The 21,352-nt window shown below is 56.9% G+C and carries 22 protein-coding genes and 4 pseudogenes; 10 read left to right on the top strand and 16 right to left on the bottom strand.

Annotated features, from left to right (window positions below; all coding sequences use genetic code 11):
* Positions 1 to 236 precede the first annotated feature (236 nt).
* A pseudogene (locus tag AC0L7U_RS01180) lies at positions 237 to 717 on the top strand (transposase); the annotation flags it as partial.
* An 89-nt stretch (positions 718 to 806) separates the two neighbouring features.
* On the opposite strand, the gene AC0L7U_RS01175 reads toward AC0L7U_RS01180, so the two are convergent.
* From AC0L7U_RS01175 to AC0L7U_RS01100, 16 genes and pseudogenes are all read right to left on the bottom strand, one after another.
* Positions 807 to 1,715, bottom strand: a complete 909-nt coding sequence (locus AC0L7U_RS01175; protein WP_473693159.1) for a LysR family transcriptional regulator — start codon at positions 1,713 to 1,715, stop codon at positions 807 to 809.
* Positions 1,716 to 1,768: 53 nt separating this feature from the next.
* Positions 1,769 to 2,398 (bottom strand): aspartate/glutamate racemase family protein, encoded by a 630-nt coding sequence (locus AC0L7U_RS01170; RefSeq protein WP_473693157.1) that lies wholly within the window; start codon positions 2,396 to 2,398, stop codon positions 1,769 to 1,771.
* Positions 2,399 to 2,414: 16 nt separating this feature from the next.
* Positions 2,415 to 3,878: a dihydropyrimidinase gene (gene hydA / locus AC0L7U_RS01165; protein WP_473693155.1), complete on the bottom strand. Its 1,464-nt coding sequence runs from the start codon at positions 3,876 to 3,878 to the stop codon at positions 2,415 to 2,417.
* A gap of 23 nt (positions 3,879 to 3,901) precedes the next feature.
* Positions 3,902 to 4,690 (bottom strand): SDR family oxidoreductase, encoded by a 789-nt coding sequence (locus AC0L7U_RS01160; RefSeq protein WP_473693153.1) that lies wholly within the window; start codon positions 4,688 to 4,690, stop codon positions 3,902 to 3,904.
* Entirely contained in the window at positions 4,680 to 5,624 is a 945-nt protein-coding gene (locus AC0L7U_RS01155; protein ID WP_473693151.1) for a dihydrodipicolinate synthase family protein, read from the bottom strand. Before AC0L7U_RS01155 ends, AC0L7U_RS01160 begins: the two co-directional genes overlap by 11 nt.
* The gene (locus AC0L7U_RS01150; RefSeq protein ID WP_473693149.1) at positions 5,621 to 6,271 is read right to left on the bottom strand and encodes a flavin reductase family protein; all 651 of its coding nucleotides are present in this window, start codon (positions 6,269 to 6,271) and stop codon (positions 5,621 to 5,623) included. Before AC0L7U_RS01150 ends, AC0L7U_RS01155 begins: the two co-directional genes overlap by 4 nt.
* A 2-nt stretch (positions 6,272 to 6,273) precedes the next feature.
* Positions 6,274 to 7,218, bottom strand: a complete 945-nt coding sequence (locus AC0L7U_RS01145; RefSeq protein WP_473693147.1) for an N-carbamoyl-D-amino-acid hydrolase — start codon at positions 7,216 to 7,218, stop codon at positions 6,274 to 6,276.
* 15 nt (positions 7,219 to 7,233) lie between these two features.
* Entirely contained in the window at positions 7,234 to 7,899 is a 666-nt protein-coding gene (locus AC0L7U_RS01140) for an amino acid ABC transporter permease (protein ID WP_473693146.1), read from the bottom strand.
* Positions 7,899 to 8,582: an amino acid ABC transporter permease gene (locus AC0L7U_RS01135; RefSeq protein WP_473693144.1), complete on the bottom strand. Its 684-nt coding sequence runs from the start codon at positions 8,580 to 8,582 to the stop codon at positions 7,899 to 7,901. Before AC0L7U_RS01135 ends, AC0L7U_RS01140 begins: the two co-directional genes overlap by 1 nt.
* Before the next feature lie 8 nt (positions 8,583 to 8,590).
* On the bottom strand, positions 8,591 to 9,334 hold the full coding sequence (locus AC0L7U_RS01130) for an amino acid ABC transporter ATP-binding protein (protein WP_473693142.1): 744 nt from the start codon (positions 9,332 to 9,334) through the stop codon (positions 8,591 to 8,593).
* Between the two features lie 96 nt (positions 9,335 to 9,430).
* Positions 9,431 to 9,757 carry a hypothetical protein gene (locus tag AC0L7U_RS01125; protein WP_473693140.1) on the bottom strand — a complete coding sequence of 109 codons (327 nt, stop codon included), beginning with the start codon at positions 9,755 to 9,757 and terminating at the stop codon, positions 9,431 to 9,433.
* Positions 9,758 to 9,926: 169 nt separating this feature from the next.
* Positions 9,927 to 10,145 (bottom strand): annotated as a pseudogene (locus tag AC0L7U_RS01120) (transporter substrate-binding domain-containing protein); the annotation flags it as partial.
* Between the two features lie 699 nt (positions 10,146 to 10,844).
* A complete protein-coding gene (locus AC0L7U_RS01115; protein ID WP_473693138.1) occupies positions 10,845 to 11,111 on the bottom strand; it encodes an AroM family protein in 267 nt (88 codons plus the stop codon).
* Entirely contained in the window at positions 11,021 to 11,383 is a 363-nt protein-coding gene (locus tag AC0L7U_RS01110) for an AroM family protein (RefSeq protein WP_473693136.1), read from the bottom strand. The genes AC0L7U_RS01115 and AC0L7U_RS01110 overlap by 91 nt, the downstream gene beginning before the upstream one ends.
* Before the next feature lie 131 nt (positions 11,384 to 11,514).
* A pseudogene (locus tag AC0L7U_RS01105) lies at positions 11,515 to 13,072 on the bottom strand (hydantoinase/oxoprolinase N-terminal domain-containing protein).
* The gene (locus AC0L7U_RS01100; RefSeq protein ID WP_473693134.1) at positions 13,069 to 14,193 is read right to left on the bottom strand and encodes a DUF917 domain-containing protein; all 1,125 of its coding nucleotides are present in this window, start codon (positions 14,191 to 14,193) and stop codon (positions 13,069 to 13,071) included. Before AC0L7U_RS01100 ends, AC0L7U_RS01105 begins: the two are co-directional and overlap by 4 nt.
* Before the next feature lie 417 nt (positions 14,194 to 14,610).
* Here AC0L7U_RS01100 and AC0L7U_RS01095 point away from each other — a divergent pair, with 417 nt between their 5' ends.
* The 9 genes and pseudogenes from AC0L7U_RS01095 to AC0L7U_RS01055 all read left to right on the top strand — a co-directional run bounded on the left by AC0L7U_RS01095 (position 14,611) and on the right by AC0L7U_RS01055 (position 21,043).
* On the top strand, positions 14,611 to 15,162 hold the full coding sequence (locus AC0L7U_RS01095; RefSeq protein WP_473693132.1) for an ABC transporter substrate-binding protein: 552 nt from the start codon (positions 14,611 to 14,613) through the stop codon (positions 15,160 to 15,162).
* Positions 15,163 to 15,196: 34 nt separating this feature from the next.
* Positions 15,197 to 15,811 (top strand): annotated as a pseudogene (locus AC0L7U_RS01090) (ABC transporter substrate-binding protein); the annotation flags it as partial.
* Position 15,812: 1 nt separating this feature from the next.
* Positions 15,813 to 16,166, top strand: coding sequence for a hypothetical protein (locus tag AC0L7U_RS01085; protein ID WP_473693130.1), 354 nt, complete (start codon positions 15,813 to 15,815; stop codon positions 16,164 to 16,166).
* A gap of 141 nt (positions 16,167 to 16,307) precedes the next feature.
* Entirely contained in the window at positions 16,308 to 17,249 is a 942-nt protein-coding gene (locus tag AC0L7U_RS01080) for an ABC transporter permease (protein WP_473693128.1), read from the top strand.
* Positions 17,250 to 17,252: 3 nt separating this feature from the next.
* A complete protein-coding gene (locus AC0L7U_RS01075) occupies positions 17,253 to 18,140 on the top strand; it encodes an ABC transporter permease (RefSeq protein WP_473693126.1) in 888 nt (295 codons plus the stop codon).
* Between the two features lie 4 nt (positions 18,141 to 18,144).
* Complete coding sequence (locus AC0L7U_RS01070) at positions 18,145 to 18,771, top strand: ABC transporter ATP-binding protein (RefSeq protein ID WP_473693124.1); 627 nt, start codon at positions 18,145 to 18,147, stop codon at positions 18,769 to 18,771.
* Between the two features lie 19 nt (positions 18,772 to 18,790).
* The gene (locus AC0L7U_RS01065) at positions 18,791 to 19,144 is read left to right on the top strand and encodes an oligopeptide/dipeptide ABC transporter ATP-binding protein (protein ID WP_473695597.1); all 354 of its coding nucleotides are present in this window, start codon (positions 18,791 to 18,793) and stop codon (positions 19,142 to 19,144) included.
* Positions 19,137 to 20,093 carry an ABC transporter ATP-binding protein gene (locus AC0L7U_RS01060; RefSeq protein WP_473693122.1) on the top strand — a complete coding sequence of 319 codons (957 nt, stop codon included), beginning with the start codon at positions 19,137 to 19,139 and terminating at the stop codon, positions 20,091 to 20,093. The genes AC0L7U_RS01065 and AC0L7U_RS01060 overlap by 8 nt, the downstream gene beginning before the upstream one ends.
* Entirely contained in the window at positions 20,090 to 21,043 is a 954-nt protein-coding gene (locus tag AC0L7U_RS01055; protein WP_473693120.1) for a LysR family transcriptional regulator, read from the top strand. Before AC0L7U_RS01060 ends, AC0L7U_RS01055 begins: the two co-directional genes overlap by 4 nt.
* Positions 21,044 to 21,352: the final 309 nt, after the last annotated feature.

Raw genomic sequence — 21,352 nt, 5'->3', positions numbered from 1 at the left:
CAATCCTTCGAAGATGCGCTTGAAATGCATCGCTTGGTCCTGGAGGCAATTAGATTGCGCCGCCCCGACGAAGCCCGAAGTAAGATGGCAGCGCTGATTGCCCATGCGCGTCACGATATGGAAGCGGTAGAGCGCGATCAAAAAATATCCCAAAAGAACGTACTTTAAATGCAACAATGAATAGCCCCTAGATTTGTAGACACCTTTTTCCCTAAATTTGTGGCAAGGAGGCCTTCATGGGCAAAGGCAGTTTCACTGAAGATTTCAAACGCAATGCAGTGCGTCAGATACCGAGCGAGGCTATCCGATTGCGGAAGTTTCGCAGCGCCTTGGCGTGAGCGCACATTCGCTTTATGCGTGGCGCAAGAAGTACACGTCGGTGTCCTCCAGAGGCGGTAATCAGTCCGGCAAGATCCGGCGATTGAAGCGGGACCAAACACCTAGATCTAGCGCAGGTCACCGAGGAGCGTGACATCCTAAAAAAACAGTCGCGGGTTTGGCCGGGATGCAAAGTGAGGTAGGCGTTTGTCACCGAGCATCGCTCCGTATTTTCGGTGCGGGCGATGTGTCGCTGTCTGCGCATCCATCCCAGCGGCTTCTACGCTTGGCCGAAGAGCCCACTGAGCAAGCGGACTCGTCAGGACATTCGCTCAGACACGGTTGATGGAGGAAGCCCAGAAGCCGAGCGGCAAGGTTTATGGTTATCGCCAGATTCATACGGCATGCTGTCACTCGTCGACTTTGAGGCCATCCGCGGCCAATAAAAAGAAGACCCATACGGGCGCAAAGCTCTGATGCACGCCGCTTCAGCTTCCGGCGGCGTGGAGTTCTTCTTCCACTTTGGCGATGAAATCGCGGGTGATGTGATGCAGGGGGCTGCCACGCCGGATGGCTGCGCTGGCGACGATGCGGGTATCTGGCACGAAAGGCTTCACCACGATATTGAGATCGCTGGCAAACATTGCCGAGTAAGGATCGACGACCGAGGCCCCTGCCCCGGTCCCCGCCAAAATGCAGGCGGTGTGGCAGTAGCGCACCTCGACCCTGGCATTGAACGGCACGCCGCAATGCTCGAAGGCATGGCGCACACGCGCCCCCAGATTGGTTTCCAGCCCGATCAACATGTGCGGCGCAAGATCCTGCGGGCTGATCTGATCGAGACTTTCCAGCGGATGGCCTTTCGGCAGCACGCAAACCATGCTGCGCTCGGCCAGCCGGATGATGTCCAGATCCATATGGCTGCGCAGATCCAGCACGAAACCGACATCCGAAATACCCGTCTGCACATTCTGGAGAACGGAATCCATCCGCCGGACCAGATAGCGAGCCGTGATAGTCGGCTTGGCTTCCAGAAAACCGGACAGAACAGAGGGCAGCACGGTGTGCCCCAATGGCGGGGTGGAGGAAATCCGCAGCCGCCCGGCCTTGGCAGCACGCAGGTTTCGCGCCTCGGTCTCGACGTTCCTCAGGATGGAAAACAGCGGCTCTACTTCCGCCAGAAACAACCTGGCGTCTTCTGTGGCGCGCAGCTGCCGACCTGAGCGTTCGAAAAGCGAAAAGCCAAGCTGCTTTTCCAGAGCGGCAATACCGTTGGACACTGCCGGCTGCGAAATCCCAAGATCTTCGGCAGCCCCGACCGTGGTCTGACACCGCATGACAGACTCGAAAATTTCCAGAAGCCGCAGGCTCAGGTCATTTTTTCGAACGATTTTCACGCGGCGCTCCATCGGGTTCAGTCTCCCGAACTGAGCAAAACCGCTCCTACTGCTTAGGAGACGGCTGCCTGTGTCGGGTCGATCACCGGCAAACCTATCGCGTTTTCAAGCTTTTGGCGATGTTTGGACATGCCTGCACAGCCCAAAATAATGGCATTTGCCTGATCCTGTTCCTTAAGCTCCGTCGCCACTTCCAGAATACGCGGAAAAGCGCTGTCTTCTTCCGCTGCGGCGACAGACAGATGCAGCGGACGTTCGCCCGCTATCCGCTGGTCCAGTTTCAGCCCGCTGATATAGCGTGCATGTCGTGCGATCGACGCCGTGCCCAGCGCCACGATTCCAGCCATCGCCCCGCGCTGCAAAGCGGCGAAGAGACCACTTTCCTGAATGCCGAAGACCGGCCTGTCGGTCGCCGCCCGACATTCGGAAATGCCGGGGTCGGAATAGCAGGCAATAACGAAGGCATCCACGTCCGGCCTGCTCTCAACAAGCCGAACGAGCGGCGCCACCACGGAGCGCGCATCCTCGTCTGTTTCCACGCCAAAGGGCCCTTCAGCCAGTGTGACGCATTCGATTTCCGGCCCGTCGTTCAGGCGCAGGCACCCGACAGCTTCGGAGAAGCCTTCCGTGACCGCCGGATTGGAGTTCGGATTGATGACGAGAATGCGAGCCTTGTCAGCCATGACTTTAAGCCTTTTCTCAGAACAGCTTGGCGCCGAAGTTCGTAGTAGGTGTCATTTCCGCCGAGGATGTCGGCAGGAAGCCTGTCGGATCAAATGGCAGACGCTTCTGGAATTCGCCAGACCCGGCTTCCACCTTCAACTCGCCACCATCAACGACCACACGACCCCGGTTGATTACCGTGACAGGCCAGCCCTTGAGCTCACGCCCCTCAAACGGCGTGTAATCCATGTTGTCGTGCATGCCCGAAGCCGTCACCGTAACCGTCTTCTCCGGATCCCAGATCGCAATATCCGCATCCAGACCAATAGCGATGGAGCCCTTGCGATCATTGAGACCAAAAAGACGGGCTGCATTGCTGGCCGTCAGTTCCACGAAACGATTGATGGAAACGCGCCCTTTGTTGACACCCTCGGAGAACAGCAACGGTGCCCGCAGTTCGATGCCCGGCATACCATTGGCAACACGGTTGAACGGCGGATTGGGGCCAGCCGCCAGCTTGCCGCTTTCATCATAACGGTAGGGCGCATGGTCGGAGGAATAGAGCTGCAATGTTCCGGCATTGAGATGACGCCACAGGGCCAGCTGGGTCGGCTCGTCGCGCAGAGGTGGCGAGCAGCAGAACTTGGTGCCTTCGGCGCCCGGCCGATCCAGATCCTGCGCGGTCAGGAACATGTACTGCGGGCAGGTCTCACCAAAGATCATCTGTCCATTTATACGGGCATCAGCCACGGCGCGCGCGCCCTCATCCGTCGACACATGCACGAAAAGCAGAGGCGCTTCGACAAAGGATGCCAGCGAAATTCCGCGCTTGATCGCTTCCACCTCGGCAATACCCGGATGGCTGACGGCATGATACTTGGCGTCCGTGTAACCACGGTCGACCAAGCGCTTGACCATCCACTTGATCAGCGCATTGTTCTCGGCATGCACCATGGTCAGACCGCCGTTTTCCTTGGCAGTAACCAGAATATCGAGCATCGCCTCGTCAGAGACGATCATCTTGTCGTAGGTCATAAAGACCTTGAAGGATGTAATACCGTGAGCGAAGGCCGCAGGCAGTTCTTCCTTCAGCACTTCCTCGGTCGGGTCAGTGACAATCAGGTGATAGGAATAATCGAGAACCGACTTCGGCGCGGCGCGGTCGTCGTAAGTGCGAATGACATCGCGCACGGACTGACCACGATGCTGAGCCGCGAAAGGCACGATGCAGGTGTTGCCGCCGAAGGCCGCCGACACGCTGCCGGAATAGTAATCATCTGCGGTCATCGAACCGGTGGCGGATTCCTGCGCAATATGACAGTGGGTCTCGATCCCGCCGGGCAGCACGTATTTGCCCTTCGCGTCGATCACCTTGGTGCCGCCTGTCAGGCCCAGTCCCAGGGCTGCGATTTTACCGTCGCGGATCCCCACGTCGGCACGGAATGTGTCCGTGGCGGTGGCTACTGTGCCGTTCTGAATGATGAGGTCGAAGTCTGCCATGGCTTTTCGTCTTCGCTTTGGTGTCAAACGGATTTGATGAGACCGCCATCGCAGCGAATGACGCTGCCGGTGACGTAGCTTGCGCGCTCGGACAGCAGGAAAGCGGCAACATCCGCGAATTCCTCTGGTCGGCCGTAGCGCTTTGCCGGAATAGTTGCCCGCGATGCCGAGCGCACTTCGTCCAGTGACTTGCCCTGTCGTTCCGCGGCCTTCTCGTCCAGCTGATCAACGCGAGCGGTGTGAATCCGGCCGGGCAACAACACGTTGCTGGTAATGCCGAATTCAGCCACTTCCGCAGACAGTGTCTTGGACCAGCCTATGAGCGCGGAACGCAGGGTGTTGGACAGCGCCAGATTGGGAATGGGCTGCTCCACACCGGAAGACGCAAGCGTCAGAATGCGCCCCCACCCGGCATCCCGCATGGCAGGAAGGCACAGGTTCGTCAGCTCGATCAGACGCGCAACCATCACATCAAACTGACTGCGCAGCACATCACTGCCATGCGTGGTCGTGGCTCCGGGAGGCGGGCCTCCCGTGTTATTGACCAGAATATCGACCCCACCAAGCTTGTCTTGTGCAGCCTTGAACAGAACGCTCGCCGCATCAGGCCGGGCCAGATCGCTGACAACATAATCTGCCTTGCCCGGCTGGCTGCGGCTCAGAGCCTCGGCTTCTTCACGCAGGGCATCGTCAGAGCGCCCACTGATCAGCACATGCGCCCCTTCACGGACAAGCGCAGTAGCAACAGCCAGTCCCAGCCCCTGGCTGGAAGCCAGAACGAGCGCACGTTTGCCTGCAAGTTCAAGATCCATATCCGGTCCCCTTCAGTTGGTCTTCAAGCCGGACCAGCAGACGATCCAGCTCGGCATGGTCACTCGGGCTCATCGCAGGTCCAGGCGCTCGGGTGCGGGCGCATGCAATCGCACCGCGCCTGCGCAGAACCTCCTTGCGAATGGCAAGCCCGAAGCCCGGTTGCTGCTCCATGCGGACTAGTGGCAGATAGGCGGAAAACAGATCATCCGCATCATCATGCAGACCCTGGCGACACAGCCGGACAACATTCACCAGCATCTCCGGGAAGGCAAAGCCTGTCATAGCCCCATCAGCCCCGCGTCGCATTTCTTCTGGCAGGAAAATGCCGCCATTGCCACACAGCACCGAAACCCGCCGTGCCCCCTGTTTCTCGGCTGTATCACGCACAGCGGACAGCTTGTTCAGACCCGGCCAGTCCTCATGCTTGAGCATGACCAGCTGAGGAAAATCAATCACCAGCCGGGTGAAGAGGTCTGCTGAAATCGCCACTCCGGTGCTCAACGGAAAGTCCTGATAGCAAACCGGCACATCGGGCCCGAGAGCGGAAAAGACCTGAGCGAAATAACGGTAGATCTGCTCGTCCGTCGACAGGCCGCGCATAGGGGCAACCATGACACCGGCAGCGCCGGCATCCATGGCACGGGCGGAGAGGCCGGAAAGCGCATTCAACCCCGGCGAGGATACCCCCACAACCACAGGCACACGGCCTGCCACGCGCTGGAGGATGCGCGTCATGACGTCGACGGATTCCTCGAATGAGAGTTTCTGTGCCTCCCCCATCATGCCCAGAATGGTCATGCCGTCGACGCCCTTATCGAGGTAGAAATCCACCAGACGGTCAAGGCTTTCGAAATCGAGAGCGCCATCCTCGTGAAAGGGGGTGGCCGAAATGATGTAGACGCCAGTGGAGCTTGCGTCGAGAAGCTGGCTCATGTCCTGGTCCCCGCATCTGTCAACGGCAACCGGCGGCTTCCCGCTTCCGGCACCATAAGCTGGAATGTGTCGTGCAAGCGGGCATAGCTGTTCCCTTCCAACCGGGCGATTGGATCATATTGAACCCGATCCGTGCGGAAGGTCTTCGGATCAATGATGCCATCACGCGCATCAAGCGCAAGGATCTCGGCGATGCAGAGATGGCGGCGCGCCGTGATCTGGCGCATTTCCGACAACTGGCATTCCAGCCGGATCGGTGCTTCCGCAATGCCAGGAACACTGATCAGCTTTGACGGCTTGATCGTCAGTCCGGCAAAGTCCAGTTCGCTTTCATTCTCCGGCAGATCGGCACCACAGTCAGCCATCTGCTGACCTATTGCCATATCCACCAGATTGATGACCAATTCGCCCGCACGCATGATGTTGCGCGTTGTATCTTTCAGCCCATCATTGTCGCGGCGCGCTTCCAGCCCGATAATGGCGAGTGCCGGGTCTTCAGAGAAGATGTTGAAGAAACTGAAGGGCGCGGCATTGACCACGCCATCGGGGCCAAGACTGGTGATCAAGGCAACCGGACGGGGAACAACTGTCCCCGTCAGGAGCTTGTAACGATCCGCAGCCGTGATGCTGGCGAAGTCGATGTGCATGATTACTCCACCGGTTCCGTGACGGGGGGCAATTCCACCCCGGTCTGTGCGGTGATGCGGCCATAATGCTCAATACGGCGATGGCGCTTGAAGTCGAAGATCGTCGACTTGCCGAAATTACAGAGATCCAGATCGCAAGTGTGAACCATGATCTCGTCGCCCTCGGTCTTGCTCTCCGCAACGATCTTGCCGTTTGGATCAACAATCAGACTGCCGCCAATCAGCGGATGACCATCCTCAACACCAGCCTTGGCCACAGCTACAACCCACGTCGCGTTCTGATAGGCGCCAGCCTGCACGCTCAGACGATGGTGGAACAGACGGTCTTCCGGGCCTTCCGCCGACTTTTCAGCATTCACGGACGGTGTGTTGAAGCCAAGCATGACCATTTCGACACCCTGCAGACCCATGACACGGTAGGTTTCCGGCCAGCGACGGTCATTACAGATCGCCATGCCAAAGATACCCTCCTGGCTACGGAAGACCGGGAAGCCCAGATCTCCCGGCTCGAAATACCGCTTTTCCAGATGCTGAAAGGCCCGCTGCGTGTCGTATTCGGAATGACCCGGCAGATGCACCTTACGGTACTTGCCGATGATCTCGCCGGTCGGTGCAGTCAGGATAGACGTATTGAAGTGGTGCCCGTCCGGTGTCAGCTCGGCATAGCCCAGATACATGCCGATGCCATATTCACGCGCCTTGTCGAACAGCGGCTGCGTTTCAGGTCCTGGCATTTCCTCTTCGAACCAGCAATCGGCCTCTGCACGATCCTCATGATACCAGCGCGGAAAGAACGTGGTCAGGGCCAGCTCCGGGAAGACAGCGAGTGTCGCACCGGCTTCCTTTGCCTGATCCAGCAGCGCAATCATGCGCGCAACCACGTCTTTCCGGGTTTCTGCTTTCTGAATGGGGCCCATCTGCAATGCAGCCGTGATGACTTCACGCATTCTTATAACTCCTTGTCATGCAGAGAATTTTCGTTCCAGACGGCTGGTCAGACGCACCACCGGCCAGAGAACGATGAGATAGAACAGCGCAGCCATGACGATGGGCGACGCATTATAGGTGATGGAACGGGCCATGTTGGCCGAGTAGAGAAGCTCGGCAAAGGCCACGACGCTGGCCAGGGAGGTCAGTTTCACCACCTCTGTGGTGTTGGTCACCAGATCCGGCAACACATTGCGCACGGCCTGAGGCAAGATGACATAGATCATCGTCTGCGATGCTGTGAGCCCGGTGGAACGGGCCGCCTGCGACTGCCCTGCCCCGATCGATTCGATGCCGGCCCGGAACACCTCGCCGTAATAGGCAGAGTTGTTCAGAAAAAACGACAGGCAGACAGCGACGAAAGGCGACAGACGGATTCCCGCAAAAGGCAGACCGGCAGAGATGAAAATCAGCAGCGCGAGTGGTGGAATGGCGCGAAAAAGGTCCACGAGCAAGATGACGGGAATACGGATCCACGCCTGCTCGGCGCGCGAGCCAAGCGCCACGAGGAGACCGCCTGCCAGCCCCATGGGAATGACCACCAGACACAGAAGCAACGTCAGCAGAAAACCGTGCCACATGATCGGCCAGGCCTTGATCATGATGGTCAGATTGAAGAACTGGGCGATGAACTGATCCATCAGGCGTTCCTCCAGGCAAAAGCCTTTTCGATCCGTCTGCCCAGATAGAGCACTGGAATGAAGAGAATAAGATAAGCGATGGTGGCCATGGTCAGGGGCGTTGCATTGGCCGAAAACGACTGTGCAGTTGTTGCCTGATTGAGAAGCTCAGCCACTCCAATGACCATCCCAAGCGCCGTATTCTTGGTGATGGCAATGGTGCGGTTGGTCAGGGGTGCCACCGTCATTCGCACCGCCTGCGGCAGAATCACGTAGATCAGTGTCTGGAAATGCGTCATGCCGCAGGAGCGCGCCGCTTGCCACTGCCCTAGGGGAATGGCGATCACCGCGCCCCAGAAAGCCTCTTCGGCAAAAGCCGCAAGCACCAGTGTCAGCACCAGCCACAGCACGACAAAGCCCGACAGGTTGATGCCGATGTTGGGCAGACCAAAATAGAGAATCAGGATCAGGACCAGCGGCGGCATTGACCTCAACAGATCGGCAAAGACGACGATCAAAAAGCTGATGAGCTTCACCCGGTAGCAACGCGCGATGGCCAGAACCAGCCCGAGCACCAACCCGCTGACGACCACCAGAATGGCCACTTCGCAGGTCACGAGAAACCCTGTCGCTATGTCTGGCAGGTAGCGCGCCATAACTTTTGCATTGAAGAAGGTGTCGAGAAACTTGTCCATCTGGGTCATGGGCACACTCAATGACCTGACTGGCTGAGAAAGTCGCGCGTGCGCTGAACGGTCGGATTGTCGAAAATCTGTTCCGGCGGACCCGCCTCCACGATATTTCCGTCCGCCATGAAGACCACATGATCGGCGGCGTTCCTCGCAAATCGCATCTCATGACTGACGACGATCATCGTCATGCCGTCTTCCTTGAGCTGCCGCATGACGCGCAGCACCTCGCCCACCAGCTCAGGATCAAGCGCGCTGGTTGGTTCGTCAAACAACATGATGCTGGGTTCCAGTGCCAGCGAGCGGGCAATGGCGACGCGCTGCTGTTGGCCACCGGAGAGTTGCCCTGGATAGTGATCGGCGCGATCTGCCAGCCCGACACGCGTGAGTTGGTGCATGGCGATGTCATCAGCCTCGGCCCGTGACTTGTTGAGCACCTTGCGCAAGGCCAGCATGACGTTCTTGCGTGCGCTCATATGCGGATAGAGATTGAAGGACTGGAACACCATGCCGATGCGCCTGCGCACCCGGTTGAGATTGATGCCCCTGTGCATGATGTCCTCGCCCTCCATCATAATGGAGCCGGAGGACGGTGTCTCAAGGCGGTTGCAACACCGCAGAAGACTGCTCTTGCCCGAGCCGGACGGTCCGATCAGAAACGTCAATTCGCTTGGCATGGCATCCAGATCGACGCCCTTCAGCGCCTCCACGCCATTGTAGAAAAGATGAAGGTCACTGACCGAGAGGATAGGATAAGGGCGGTTCACGACGGGCAATCCAGATCATACGGGAAAACAGGAGCGACAGACGCGGGAAGACCGGTCATTCAACCGATCTTCCGCGCGATCAAAGGCGCGTACGCCTCAAGAGCAGGACGGTGTGTGCGTCTTGTCCTCGTAGCCGGGCATGCCCGGGATGCCGTAGCCTGGATAGATCTTCACGGCGGCGCTGTCGGCTGCTGGCTTCACGCCGAACCACTTGACGGCCAGTTTGGAGATTTCACCCTTCTTCTTCAGACACTCGATTGCATTTTCCACTTTGTCGCGCAGCTTCACATTGCCCTTCGGGAACGGCATCGCGAAGACCTTTCCGGTAGAATAAAGATAGGAGAGCGCCAAAGCCGGCTGCTGCTTTACAGCCCAGGCGCTGACCGTATTTCCCGCGACATTGGCAAAGGCACGACCAGACATGACAGCCTGCACGGCATCGGTATTGGTGCCGTAGGATCTCGACCTTCCAGCCGATCTTGCCCGTCAGCGAGCGCGCCCATGCGTCATACGCCGAACCCTTGTTGACAGAGATGACCTTGCCTTTGAACTGCGAGAGATCCGTGATCTCGGGCGCGCCCTTTTTCACCACAAACTGGAAGTCGGTATTGAGGTAGGGTTCAGAGAAAAGCATGCTTTCCGCACGTTCCCTGGATACCGTGACCGGCGCGACGAGGAAATCATAAGTTCCCGCCTGCATGCCGGGGATGAGGCCGGAGAATTGTGCTGCGGTGATGTCCATCTTGGCGCCCATTTCCTTGCCGATGGCCTTGGCCAGATCGACATTGAACCCTTCCACGCCGCCGTCCATCGTTGGCATGGCGTGCGGCGCGAATGTACCGTCCAGGGCAACGTGATAGGTCGTTTCTGCGGATGCGGTGGTGGCGCTCAAACCGGCGGTGAGAGCGAGAAGTAAGCCGAGTGCATGGGACTTCATAATAGGCTCCATCAAAGAAGGTCTTGTCTGCCTTTCGGCGTGACACTTGGAATTTTCTTGGTGTGAGCGGTTCTTTGCCGCCTCTGGAAGGACCATTAAGATCATATATTGAGCATGCCTATTTCGTGAACATTATCAATAATTTTGTATATTAAATATCCGATACAAATATAATCTACCTGAATATATCATGCGCAAATCGGCTGCTTCCCGGCATTGCAATGACACGAAAACCAGACTGGTAGAAATAACAGGATAAAATGAGAATTGATCGATGATCCGGCCAGAACAGCAATGCCTCAGCCACACCTAATCCGCGCCTGCTTCAGCCCACCTCATGAGCCGATGACCGAAGGTCGACTGTGCGGCGAGCATCGCCATGAAGCGGAGATACCTGTGCCCTTTGGCACTGCAAGAACACAAAGACTTTTGAAAAAATAGGCGGCAGGAAGCAAGGCTGGTCATGCGTCCGCACCAGACACGACACAGACGCCCAGGCCAAAGAATTCAAGGAAGGCCGTCCGTTCGCTTCAAATGCACGCCAGGTCTTCGTCATGAACACCAAGATCTGCCTTACACCCCGGCGAGTTCCGCTGCGAGTCGAGCAGCAACACTACAGGCGAGCAGGCTGGGATGCCCATGAATGGCATCCGCCTGACAGCGTGTGGCACTGGTGTAACTAATACAATCATAAATCACGAGATTGACGTCCATCTCAGCCATTTTGCGTGCCGCTGTCTCTATGGTTTTCACCTCTGAAACGGGGGCCAAAGCAACGCAACGAACGGCGATGCCTTCTCGTTCCCAGCGCGCGATTGCGTTGGGAATCTGATCTGCCACCGGCACGAAAACTCCCAACGTCTGCCCAGCAGCAGCGCTGCCCGGACATTGGCATAGAGAATATCAGAAGCACTGAGAACACCGGCGTTTTCAAGCTCGGGAAAACGTCCCGTGCAGCACAAAATATTGACAGCCTGAGGATCAAACACACCGGAGGTAAGGCGCGCCTGCAACTTTTTTGTCACCACGGTCTTCGACAACAAGGTCGACCTGCCGTCAGGCAGTGTCGTGAACAGCGTATCGCTGGCCTCTTTTGGTGCACATGCAAGCATTTCCTCCTAGCTCAGGCCATCCAGAGCCCCAACAGTTGTAACTGCGATCGCATGACCCAGCTTGGAGGAGAACTCCGCTTCCAAAGCCGGACGCGGAGACTTGCCGATTACAAGAAGGTTCACTGGGCGGCTCATGCAAATTCTCGGGTCAACTCACCAGCGACCTCCCCAACCACCCGGACACGGACGCGCAAGGCCTTGCCGGGCAGATAACTGAGCGGCAGATCTTCCACTTCCAGAACCTTGATACTGTCGGCATCTGCACCAGAGGCGACCGCATTGTCGATCGCTTCCTGACGGGCCAGACCAATCGCCTCCTCCCGCTCTATTTCGCGGAAGATACGATCTGTCTCTCCACTGATCTGGGCAATTGCTGCCCCAACGGCATTTGCAACCGACTGATGCTCCACATTCAGCACTTCACTGATGCCGGGGACCTTGTCCGGAATGAGCATTGCCCCACCGCCGACGGCCAGCAAAGGAACCTCACTGGCATCAGATTTCATGCGGTCGACGGCTTCAACAATGTCGGCGTGGATGATTTCGAGTGCGCGGTCGACAGTCGCCTTGTCAAGGTGGGCAACTTTCTCACGATCTCCAATTTCGACCAATCCGGCAGCGACCGCAATATCTGTGTTCGTCAGTGTCGAGCCACCAAAAACCAGAGCTTCCTGACCAAGCCGGTAACCTACACTGACCGGCCCGACCTTGACCGGGTCCGTTTCGACCACGGTTCCGCCGCCAATGGCGATCGACAGCAGGTCGGGCATACGAAAAAGAGTGCGCACACCACCGATTTCGACCACGTTGTTCGCCTCACGTGGGAAACCATTGATCAGGCATCCGACGTCGGCGGTTGTACCGCCCACATCGCAGACCATGGCGTTTTCCAGGCCTGCAAGAAGTGCCGCGCCACGCATGGAATTGGTCGGGCCGGACGCAAACGAATAGACAGGAAACTTCCGGGCATAGTCAGCCAACGCGACTGTCCCGTCGTTCTGTGTCAGGAAAAGCCCTGGCATTCAAGCCGCTGTCGGCAACGGCCTCGACAAATGCATCCGTGATGCTGTCCGCAAGATGAATGAGCGAAGCATTCATCAACGCCACATTTTCGCGCTCCAGAAGACCGATACGACCAAGCTGGCTTGACAAGGTAATTCTGGCATCCGGGTGTTCTCGCAGAACGATTTCGGCAGCACGCTCTTCACATGCCGCCGTCAGGGGCGAGAATGTTGCAGAAATCGCCACGGCCGTTATGCCATCGGCGCGGATCTGCCGCGCAGCCGCTACGATTTCATCTTCATTCAAAGGAACCAGAGGACGTCCATCATATTCATGGCCACCATGCACCATATAGACGCCACCGTTGACCTTCTCGCTTAAATCCTTTGGCCAGTCGCAAAAGGGCGTCAGGCTGGCACTGGCGGGCAGAGAGACGCGGATCGCCGCGGTGCGATTGAGATTGCGACGCTGAACAACAGCGTTGGTGTAATGCGTCGTGCCGATCATCACGGCCGTAACGCCTTGGGCCGCACTCCCCGCCTTGGCAACCACGTCCTGCAATGCGGTTCTCACACCACTGGTGACATCCTCGGTGGTGTAGGTCTTGACTGTGGCGATGACATTGCGCCCGTCAATCAGAACAGCATCCGTGTTGGTGCCGCCGACATCAATCCCGATGCGTTTCATGCGCCCGTCTCCTCATCAAAAACTGATACAAAATCGAGATCGAAGCCAAAAGCACGCGGACCAACGTTGGCTGCGCCCTTCTCGGTCAGGAACACCTCGGGAGCAGGAAGAGCAAGCACGGAAACTCTCTGACCGAAGCGCAGAACATCAGTGCCGATACCTTCGCCGCTGACAGAATCCAGAACGCAGATCAGATCCGGGGTCATGACAATTGGGATCTCGCCCTTGTAAGCAACCGAAAACTCGTTCTGAAAATGCAAGGTCAGCTTTTCGCCCGCATTGTCACCCAGCCCTTCCAGCATGGCCTTGCCACGCAGAAAGCCTTCAGTCGTGCGGCGCTCTATATCTACGACCTTGCCAGTGAAGAGCTTCTTGCCACTCCCCGCCTTGACAACAGCCTCGATCGGGTCTGCATGCTGCTTTTTCGCCGCGAGAATGGTTTCACCCAGTTGAATGGCCTTGGACACCGAGTAAAGAACGCCATGCTCCTTGACCTCGGCCCCCGTTCTTGGTGCTTTGCACGTAGCAGCCGTGGAACCGATCTCGGTGCAGGCCTTGCGACTGATGCGCTCCATCCACTTCCAGCTTGCCGCGCGTGGAATGATGATCTCATTGTCACGAATATCAGCCATAGCCAGCGGATAGCAGCACAGGTTGGCAACTGCGACAGATGTCATCTGGGCTTCAGGATAGGCACGTCCCATAGTGTCGGCATCAAGGACCGGATAGCCTGTCAGGGCGGCGGCGAGCATCGGTGTTACGCCGTTGCCACCGCCAATCTCCAGCGGCATGATCGCATCAAACTTGCGACCAAGATATTCTTCCATCATGCGCAACGGTTTGGTGGTGAACATTGGATCAGCGAGGCGCTCCTTACCAACCAACGGTGCCCCCATACTTGACAACACGGCGACCAGAGCGTCATCCGGCAAGGCCATCGGGTCGAGCAGACTGACTGTATGCCCATCTTCATAAAGACGGCGCATATTCAGCAGCTTGTGATAAGGATCACCGCCCCCACCGGTTCCAAGAATCCAAGCCCCCTTTGCGAGAGCTTCAATGTCATCCGCCGTCAGAGTACGGCGTACCTGACTTGGAGCGCTTTGTGGCACTGCCGCCATGTTTGCTTTCCTGCAATCCTGTGACCGGCTGGAATCAGACCAGATGGGTCGCGTTATCTCTTGATAATTTCTGTCCTGAGACTGCGCATAGGGCTCGTAATTGGCAAATAGAAATGTCCGATATGCAATATAGTCGCAGCCTATGCCATTTTTCCGTAGATCTCTGCGAGTGAGATATAGCAAATTAGGCAAGCGCCTATAATTTTACCTTGCCTTGCGAACTTATTAGGCAGGTCACATTACCCCATAGACCTGATCAATACGCTGTATCGACAATAATTAATTTCCAAAGCCGGTAATGAGTGCAAACCTCGATAAATAAAAATCAGAGAAGTCAAAACAAATGTGACCTGACAGTGGGGTTCCGACATGCATGCAACACCGAGATATATGAAAACAGGCCTGTTGGCCGGTTTGATGGCAACGGCCTCCCTGGCCAGCGCCACGCTACCCGCACACGCCGTTGAAAAGCTTGATGGCAAGTTCTATGCCGTGATTGCCGGGCGACAGCCGGTCTCAACGCTCGATCCATCACAGAAATACGACTACTCCACCCGTATGATGGAGCAGGCTGTTTATGATGGTCTGGTCAAATATGTCGGAAACCCACCCAAGGTAGAGCCATGGCTGGCGAAAAGCTGGGACGTGTCTGACGACGGTCTGACCTGGACATTCCATCTGGTCGATAATGCCAGGCTTCACAATGGCGACCCTGTAACCGCCGATGCCGTCGCCTATTCGTTCCAACGCACGCTGAAGCTGAACAAGGGGCCTGCCTGGATGTTGCAGGACTTTCTGGATTCATCAGGCATCAAGGTGGTCGACGCTCACACGATTTCCTTCACATTGAAGCAGGCCTATACGCCGTTCCTCTCGTTCCTGCCGTGGTGGTACATCATGAACCCGGCTCAGGTGAAAGCCCACGACAAGGACGGCGACATGGGCTACGTACCTACTCAACGAGCATGAGGCTGGGTCCGGCCCTTTCAAACTCGATCGTTTTGAGCAAGGCAAGGAATATCGTCTGAAACGCGTCACCGACTATTGGAAAGGCTTCCCTTACAAGTCCGACAAGATGGGCGGGATCGTCTACAAGCTGGTCCGCGAGAGCTCGGGACAGCGCGCCGGTCTTATCAAGGGATCTCTGGATCTCGTGACAGACCTGACGCCCGAGGCAATTCAGCAGGTCGGCAAACGGAAAGACGTGGAAGTGTCCAACATTCCTTCCATGTCCACCTATGGCCTGAAATTTAATACGCAGAGCAAGTATCTGTCTGATATCAACCTGCGCAAGGCTCTGGCTTATGCCTTTAATTACAAAGGCCTGCTACAGATTGTAAATGGCCAGGGTGAGCTTGAGACCAGTCCCTTCGCCAATGCGATCAAGGGGATGGTGAAGGTTGATGGAATACCGCGCCAGGATATGAAGAAGGCCAAGGAATATCTGGCCAAGACGGAACATCCTAACGGCGGTATCGAGCTGGAATATGTCTATGTTCAGGGGTTTGAACTTGAACGCCAGACCGGCCTACTGTTGCTGGAGGCCTGCAAGGCACTGAACATCAAGCTCAAGATGGCACCAATGACCTTAGCCCAACATGGTTGGTCGCGCGTCTGACGTGAAGACTTCACCTGATATTATGGCCGTCATTTCGACGCCGGTTTCGACCGACCCGGATGCCGTGGCAATCCAGTATGACCCGTCGTCCTGGGGCAAGTATTACGCCTCTCATTATCTGAAGGACCCGGCGCTGGCCGAGTTGATTCAGAAGGGGCGAACGGAAATCTCCCAGGACAAACGTGCTCCGATTTATGCCGAGATCCAGAAGAAGATCGTGGCCGATCAGCCGGAAATCTTCGGCATGTTGCGCAATCGGAATGTGGCCTACCGGACCTGGCTGAAGGGATATCAGGACAGCCCGATCCGCATGTCGGCCGAAGTGGACCTCTACCCGCTTCACGTCCAGCCTTGACCCGGCCCCTATCTCCGATCCTGACTCGATTTCAGCCAGGATCTCTTCGACTGAGTGAGAGGCATATCTGTATGCTCAACCTGATCGCCCGCCGACTGGGGTTAATGATCCTTATGCTGCTGGGCCTGATGATGATCACCTTTGTGGTATCCAACGTGGCACCTGACGATCCCGCACGCCTGTACCGCAGGGCCGGATGCAACACAGGAAATGGTCGACGTCATTCGACATGAAGAAGGTCTCGACAAGCCCCTGCCGACCCGCTTCGTCATCTATCTGGGCCACGTACTGACAGGCGACCTCGGCCACTCCATCTATACCGGCCATCCGGTCTCACAGGATCTCGCGGCATTCTTTCCCGCCACTCTTGAACTGGTGCTTTACTCCATGGGGTTTGCCATTCTGCTCGGCATCCCTTTGGGCGTGATCTCGGCGGTGCGTCACAATCAACCGGTCGATCATCTGATCCGCATTTTTGCAGTTTCCGGCGTCGCCATGCCAATGTTCTGGCTCGGGCTTATGCTGCAGTGGTATCTCGGACTTGAACTGGATTTATTTCCCTTGAATGGCCAGCTGGGAATTATGACAGACCCTCCGACCCGAATTACAGGTCTGCTGACAATCGACGCACTGCTGACAGGCAACATTTCCACCTTTACAGAAGCTCTGAGCCATTTGGTCCTGCCTGCCCTTGCGCTCAGTTTTCCGGCACTGGCTTCGATCATCCGCGTCAATCGGGCAGAAATGCTTGAAGCGTTGTCGCGCGATTACATCACCAATGCACGGGCACAGGGTTTGAGCCCCTTCCAGATCGTTTTTCAGTATGCGCTAAAAAATGCTTTGTTGCCGACGCTTGCCATGATCGGCTTGCGGTTCGGCTGGATGCTCGGCGGCACTGTGCTGGTGGAAGGCGTCTTCGACTGGCCCGGCATCGGGCTTTACGCCGCCAAGGCCGCTATCAACTCGGATTTCCAGCCGATCATGGCCGTGACCCTCGTGCTGGGAGCCTGCTTCATGCTGGCAAACCTGCTGATCGATCTTGCCTATGCCTTCCTTGATCCCCGTGTTCGGAGCCAAGTCTGACCCATGAGCGATCTGCTTCAATTCGAACGATACGAGAGCAGCTGGCGCGAGATCCGCAAGATGTCTCGTACATTTCGTCGCTCCTTTTCAGCGATGCTCGGCCTTATCATCGTTATTGCCTTTTTGTTTCTTGCAGCCTTCGGCGCACATCTGGTTCCCTTTCCTCAAGACATCACCGGTGTCACCCATCTGGCGCAAAAGCTTCAGCCGCCCAGCGCCGCACATTGGTTCGGCACAGACGAAGTGGGGCTGGACATCTTTTCCCGCGTGATTGTCGGCGCTCGGATTTCCCTCGAGATTGGCGTCACGATCACCGGGGTGGCCATTCTGATCGGCGTGCCGCTTGGCATGTTGGCGGGAATAGCCGATGGCTGGTTGCGAGAGACAATCATGCGGATCACGGACGTTTTTCTGTCGATCCCGGGCTTGATCCTGGCAATAGCCATCGTTGGGGCGATGGGGTCCGGTATTCTCAATGCCGTGATTGCTTTGTCACTTGTCTGGTGGCCTGAGTACGTGCGCCTTATTCAGGCGAAAACGTTATCGCTGCGCAATGAAACCTATGTCATGGCGGCCCGATCTCTTGGGGCCTCCACACCACGTATTCTGATGATTCATATTCTGCCAAACTGCCTCTCACCGATCATCGTCAAGGTCAGTATGGACATGGGTATGGCGATCCTCAGCGCCGCGGGGCTCGGCTTCCTGGGTCTGGGCGCGCAACCGCCCACACCTGAATGGGGGACAATGATTTCCATCGGCCGCAATTATCTGCCTGACTGGTGGTGGTATTCGTTCTTCCCTGGCCTTTTCATCTATCTGACTGTGCTCGGGTTCAACTTGCTGGGGGATGGTCTGCGCGATGTTCTCGACCCTCAGCAAAGAGGATGACGTAATGGAAAAGACAAAGCCCCTCCTTTCGATCCGCGACCTGTCATTGGAGTTCCATACGTTTGACGGCATCTACAAGGCGATTGATCACGTCTATCTCGACGTCATGCCGGGAGAAACGATTGGCCTTGTCGGGGAAACCGGCTGCGGGAAATCCGTTCTGACCCGCGCCGCTTTTGGTCTGGTGCCAACCCCTCCGGCGCGCATCACCAGTGGTGAGGTGTTATTTGCCGGGCAAGATCTTCTTCAGATGAGCGAACGCGAGATCCGTCCGCTGCGCGGTGCTGAAGTTGCAATGATCTTTCAGGACCCGATGACCTATCTCAATCCGGTGATGCGCATCGGGCGTCAGCTCGTGGATGCAATTCGGGCGCAGCGGCATGGCAAGGTCTCCAAGGCGGAGGCCCGGGACATTGCGCTCGACATGCTCGCCAAGGTGCACCTGCCTAATCCGGAACGCCAGTTCAACTCCTATCCGCATGAGCTTTCCGGTGGCATGCGCCAGCGCATTCTCATTGCCATGGCACTGGCTGCACAGCCAAAGCTGCTGATTGCCGATGAACCAACGACGGCGCTTGATGTAACGATCCAGCGCACAAATCCTCGATCTCATTGCCGAGTTGGTAGATGATCTGGGAATTGCCGTGATCATGATTTCGCATGATCTTGGTGTGGTCTCCCAAGTTTGTAGCCGGGTTGCTGTGATGTATGCGGGTCATATCGTCGAAGACGCGCTGGTCGAGGATATCTTCCAAGCACCAGCTCACCCCTACACACAGGGGCTGCTGCGGGCCATTCCACATCCGCTCAACCCACCTGAAAAGCTGATGGGCATCCCGGGAACCCTACCCAATCTGCTTGATCCGCCAGTTGGTTGCCGCTTCCAGGAGAGATGCAGCCACGCCAACGCCCGGTGCGCACAGCGCAAACCGCCTCTCCAGCCGGTAAGCAAGCATCAGCGCGTTGCCTGCACCTTGTATGAGGAAGAAACGCTCCATGCTTGAGATCAAGGATCTGAAAGTTCACTTCAAGGTGTCTGCAACCAGTACCGTGCGCGCGGTAGACGGCGTTTCACTTACCGTAAACAACGGTGAAATGCTCGGTCTGGTCGGCGAATCCGGTTCGGGAAAATCCACCATAGGCAAGGCTGCGCTACGGCTGCTCGACCCCACGTCTGGTGTCATTGCACTGGATGGACAGGACATTGCCAAACTGAAACCCCACGCATTAAAGCCAGTGCGACGTTCGGCCCAGATGGTGTTTCAGGACCCACATTCATCGTTGAACCCACGTATGACGATCTTTCGATCTGTTGCCGAACCGCTGGTGCTGCACACCCGCCTGCGCGGCCGCATTTTGCGCGACAGGGTAAGCGACCTTCTGAAACGCGTCGGTCTGCCGACGCAGTTTCTTTATAGGTTTCCGCATGAACTTTCCGGAGGCCAGAAGCAACGTGTCTGCATTGCCCGCGCGCTGGCGCTTAATCCAAACCTTCTCGTCCTTGACGAGCCGACCTCCGCATTGGATGTTTCCGTTCAGGCTCAGATCCTTGAGTTTCTCAAGGACCTTCAGGTCGAACGAAAGGAAATGGGGGCCCTGTTCATTTCCCATGACCTGGCGGTGGTTCGTTTTCTCTGTCAGCGTGTCGCGGTGATGTACCTGGGCAAGATTGTAGAAGAAGGCCCCGTGGAAGAGATTTTCGCCAATCCCCAGCATCCTTACACGCAGGCCCTGTTGAGTGCCGTACCTGTGCCCGATGCCGCATCGCGAAAAGACCGCATCAAACTGACTGGCGATCTGCCCAGCCCAGCCAATCCGCCATCAGGCTGCACGTTCCACCCGCGCTGCCCGAGAGCCTTAAAAGGCATATGTGATACACACGAGCCAATCGCAGAGCAGATCAGTGCGCAGCATATTGCCAAGTGTCATCTGCTTCAGCGGGTGCCTGCATGAGCTTCCAGTTGGACCGTCTTGCCAGTCAGCTCGACTGGAACCTGCTGCGCACCTTCATGGTGATCGTTCAGGAGCGTTCGATTACTGGAGCAGCACAGCGTCTGAACCTGACGCAGCCCTCGGTCAGTGCTGCGCTTCGTCGTCTGGAAGAGCGTCTGGATTACCGGTTGATCGAGCGCGGCACCCGGCAGGGTTTTGCCGTTACCTCTGCCGGACAGGCAGTTTATCGGGAAGCTCTCGAAATTTACGGCGGTATTCTGCGCATTAAGGATCTGGCGGGCGAATCCGAAAAAGCTGTCACTGGCAATCTGGTAATTTTCCGATCTCATCATCTCGACATGTCTTTTCTGACACCGCTGTTGGTGCAATTCCACCGACGTCACCCCGGCGTGACTTTTGCGCTACGGTCAGCCTCCTGTCATGATGTCAACCAAGCGCTGTTGCAGCGGGAATGCTCGATTGGTTTCTGCTCGCGATTGGACTCCTCACCAAAGCTCAAGGTCAAGGCACTGAAATCCCAATCCTTCGGCTTTTATGTTGGGCCACGGCACTCGTTGTTCGGTGTCCCCGATCCTGACCCGGCAGCACTTGCACGGTCAGAATTGGTCGGCTTTGAAGAAGACCACATGGTCGGTGCGTTGGCTCCGGTGACCATTCACCGCGTCCGTTATGCCATCGGCGGCGACCTTATCGCCATTGCAACCACCGTGGATGATGTCATCAACCTGATCCGCGGACATGAGGCGATTGGCGCTCTGCCCCCAAAAGTAGCCGACACCAGTGCACCAGACCTCTGGCAGATTCCATTAGAAACCGACCATCCGCATGTCGACGTCTTCTCGGTAATCGACCAGGACCGCCATTTGACACCAGCCGAGCGCACCTTTCTCCGCTTTCTGCGTGACGAAAAGCTTGCAGTTCTTCCCGACCGCCAAAGCGATTCGGATTGAACAGCACTTGCTATTGAGATGGCGGCGCCTCGCGCAAAGGCTCGCAGGACGTGTCAGGTTTAAAGAGCTCGACAACACTCCAGGGGGCTTGTGGGCCAAAAAATCGGCTCAGATTCAGCGCGGACAGTTCAGCAATGGGGCACTGCGCGAAAACATCTCACCTTCGTAGTTTGCGAGCGCGGCTTCGACATCCTCAAGATGACGCAGGAAGGCTTTGGCAAGCTCCGCAACGGGGAGACCACGAAGATCTCAAAGACTGATCAGGATGGCCGCGTTCACGCGTTCCAGCACAGCACAAACAGAATTCAC

The sequence above is a fragment of the Roseibium sp. 10G30-5 genome (genome assembly GCF_055809635.1).
The sequence above is the reverse complement of the archived record's forward strand: the minus strand, read 5'-3'. Positions and strand labels throughout refer to the sequence as shown.